The sequence below is a fragment of the Leisingera sp. F5 genome, from assembly GCF_001593695.1.
Window position 1 is genome coordinate 1 of record NZ_LUKH01000248.1, and the last position, 3,372, is coordinate 3,372.

Below are 3,372 nucleotides of genomic sequence, written 5' to 3' on the forward strand. Positions count from 1 at the left end.
AAAATCGCCCTGGGTCTGGCGGGTGATGTATTCCATCGGCCCGTAGGGCAGGGTGCTTTCATCCAGAAACGTGAACGTGTCGTCGATGCCCAGCGGTTTGTTGACCCAGCGCCAGCGGTTGCCGTCCTTGTGCAGTTCGAACAGATCAGGGTATTCAGCCGCCTTGGCCTCCATGATCAGCTCAACCAGGTCCCAGCCGGCCAGGGTCATATGCGGCAGCGACTGGCAGCGCAGCGGGTCATTGGCCAGCACGCGTGCGCGATCCTTCATTTCCGAGACATAATGCTCGTCCACATCGAAGGTGCGTTCGAAAACCGAGCCGGGCCGGTAAGACTTATGCGGCTCCATGTTCACGGAATACATGTAGCTGTCTTCGTGGAACGGAAAGGGGAAGCGCTTTATCGCCCAGTCCGAGTTCTTGAAGGTGAAATCGCCGTAGAAGGTTTCGTCGTTGAATTGAATGGTCATCTTTTTCTCCCTCAGCGGTCCAGAACCAGTGTCTTGCCTTCAAAGCGCGACACGCAGGGCATGATGTGTTTGCCGCCCGCCTTTTGTTCGTCGTCGAGCCAGTGATCGTAGTGCAGGAACTTGCCGTCGTAGCCGACGACATTGGTTTCGCACTGCCCGCAGGCGCCGCCGCGGCAGAGATAGGGGGCGTCGACGCCCGCGGCCTCAATCGCTTCCAGCAGCGATTGGTGCTCGCCGACTTGGATCACCTTGCCAGAGACCGCCAGCTTGACCTCAAACGGTTTACCGGAGGCGGGGGCCAGGAATTCCTCGGAATGCACCGCCTCACGCGGCCAGCCCATTTCCGATGCGGTGCCGTGTACCCAGTTGATCATGCCCTTGGGGCCGCAGACATAGACATGGGTGCCCAGCGGCTGGGTGGCGAGCAGGGTCGTAAGGTTGATCGCCTCGCCCTGGTCGTCGTGATAGATGTGCACCTTGCCCGGATATTTTGCCGCCAAGTCCTCGGCGTAGGTGCCAAGCGAGGCATTGCGCACGGAATAGTGCAGCTCAAACTGGCCGCCCATCATTGCCAGCTGATGCATCTGGGCCATGAAGGGTGTGATGCCGATGCCGCCGGCCAGCATCAGATGCTTCTTGGCGCGCAGATCCAGCGAGAACAGGTTCACCGGGTTGGAGATCACCATTTCCATGCCCTCTTTCACCTGAGAGTGCATGAATTTGGAGCCGCCCCGCCCTGCGTCATCGCGGCGGACCGAGATTGTGTAGGCGCCGCGGTCGGCGGGGTTGGACATCAGGGAATAGGCGTTGAGCCGGGTGATATCGCCGTCCTGCATTTCCACCACGGTATGCGCCCCGCCCGAGAAGGTGGGCAGGTCGCCGCCGCCGGTGCGGACAAATTTGAAACGGGTGACCAGATCATTGACCGGTTTGACCTCGGCCACGGTGACATTCAGTTTTGCGGTGCCAGCACTCATTTGAATAGCTCCACTTTTTCGGGGATGTTGCCCGGATCCTCGGCATCCACCCGCACCCCCTGAAAGGCCGCTAGGCGGCGCGAGTAGTGATCGCGCACGAACAGGCTGAGGCCGCAGTGACTGCATTCAAACGGGTCGGTGGTGACGTCCTCGGTGATGCCTTTGCAATGAACGCACTGCATTCGCCGTGCGGTGGAGCCGCGGTGTTCGGTCTGGATCGCGGTATGCGGGATGCCGGCTGCGGTGGCCTCGGCCATGGCCTGGCCCATCAGGCTTTCGGTGCCGGTCAGGTAAACTTGGGTGCCCATGTGGCAGTCCTGCAGCGCGCGGCGGATGCGGCTTTGCGCGGCCTCATAGGAGGGACCCGCATAATACTGGCCCGCACCAATCGCTTCCAGCTGGCTGGTGAATTTGGTGCCGGTTCCCTTGGGGATATAGATGATATGGGCTTTGGCCCAGAAACCCGGGTCGACGAATTTGGCCAATTCAAGGATTGCCTCGGCACCTGCCGCGTCGGCAATCATCAGGTGGCCGCTGCCCGGGCGGGCTTCAAGCTCGCCATAGACAGGGCGGCTGTTGATGGAGGGGGGGAATTCGGTTTTAGACATGTGGGTCGCTTTTCCTGCAGTCCGGGTGAACGAAAGCGGGCGCCCCCTGAGAAAGGGCGCCCCGGATCCGGCTCAGCCCTTTGCGGTGCGGATCGATTTGTCCTTGTCGTAGAAGGGCATTTCTTCGGCGGTGGCGGCAATCTCGGTGCCATCGCCATTGCGGACTGTCAGCTCGGTGCCCGGCTTGGCGCAGGCCACCGGCATCCGCGCGATGCCCACGTTGTGCTTGTTGACCTCGGAATACATGCCGTAGGTGACCACGCCGACCTTTTCGCCATTTTGCAGAAGGTCCGCGCCCTCATCCGCCGGGGTGGTGCCTGTCAGCACGACGCCGTAGATCTTGAACCGTTCCTTGCCTTCAGCGGCATAGTGGTTCTCGGCGCCGATGAAACCGGTCTTGCCGGGGGATACGGTGAATTCCAGACCCAGCTCCCACAGTGTGTCGCCGCAGGTTTCATCATCGAACGGATAGGTCTCGGAATTGTCGCCCGGGTAAAACAGCAGATAGCTTTCGGTGCGCAGCAGGTCGAGCGTCGAGAACTGGACCGGGACGATGCCCAGGCCTTTGCCCTCTTTCAGGATGCTGTCCCACAGGTGAACCGCGTCTTTGGACTGGCAGAAAATCTCGTAGCCGCGTTCGCCGGTATAGCCGGTGCGGGAGATCATCACCGGGCAGCCGAACAGCTTGGTCTGGATGATGCCGAAATAGGCCAGATCGCGGATGCCTGGGACATATTCGGCCAGGAAATCAACGGCGACAGGGCCCTGCAGCGACATGTCGTGCAGATTGTCGTCGAAGATCACCGAGCAATTCTTGCCTGCGGCAACCGCGTTCAGCTGCTCCATGCCGGTTCCGGTGCCATGCACAACCATCCAGCTGTTCACTGACAGGCGGTAGATGATGCAATCGTCGACAAACTTGCCCTGATCGTTCAAGATTGAGGCATAGGTCGAGCGGCCGGGCATGATCTTTTCGACGTTGCGGGTGGTGACCCGGTCGATGACCTGTGCTGCGTGCTCACCCACGACGTGGACTTTTTTCAAGCCTGATACGTCCATAAGGCCGGCCTTGGTGCGGACCGCTTCATAGTCGGCTTTAGCGCGTTCAGGGGTATGGTCATAGAACCAGGCGGTTCCCATGCCGTTCCAATCTTCCAGCTCGCCGCCGATTTCCTTGTGCCGCTGAGCCAGTGCTGAAGTCCGCCAGATAATGGCCATCGTCTATGTCTCCCTGATAGTGGTGGACCAAATTTCTCGATTTGGTTCCATTGGTCCGGTCCAGTTAGCCAAAAGAGGGGGCGCTGTGTCAACGATTATTC

4 protein-coding genes are annotated in these 3,372 nt (G+C 60.1%); all 4 read right to left on the reverse strand.

The features are described 5' to 3' along the window. Positions 1-468, reverse strand: a 468-nt coding sequence (locus tag A2I95_RS28255) for a heme-dependent oxidative N-demethylase subunit alpha family protein (protein WP_291735249.1), incomplete at its 3' end; no start/stop codon positions are given. Between the two features lie 11 nt (positions 469-479). Then, the gene (locus tag A2I95_RS28260) at positions 480-1,445 is read right to left on the reverse strand and encodes a PDR/VanB family oxidoreductase (RefSeq protein ID WP_291735251.1); all 966 of its coding nucleotides are present in this window, start codon (positions 1,443-1,445) and stop codon (positions 480-482) included. After that, positions 1,442-2,053, reverse strand: a complete 612-nt coding sequence (locus tag A2I95_RS28265; protein ID WP_259988101.1) for a dimethylamine monooxygenase subunit DmmA family protein — start codon at positions 2,051-2,053, stop codon at positions 1,442-1,444. The genes A2I95_RS28260 and A2I95_RS28265 overlap by 4 nt, the downstream gene beginning before the upstream one ends. Before the next feature lie 72 nt (positions 2,054-2,125). After that, complete coding sequence (locus A2I95_RS28270) at positions 2,126-3,271, reverse strand: aminomethyltransferase family protein (protein ID WP_259988099.1); 1,146 nt, start codon at positions 3,269-3,271, stop codon at positions 2,126-2,128. Positions 3,272-3,372: the final 101 nt, after the last annotated feature.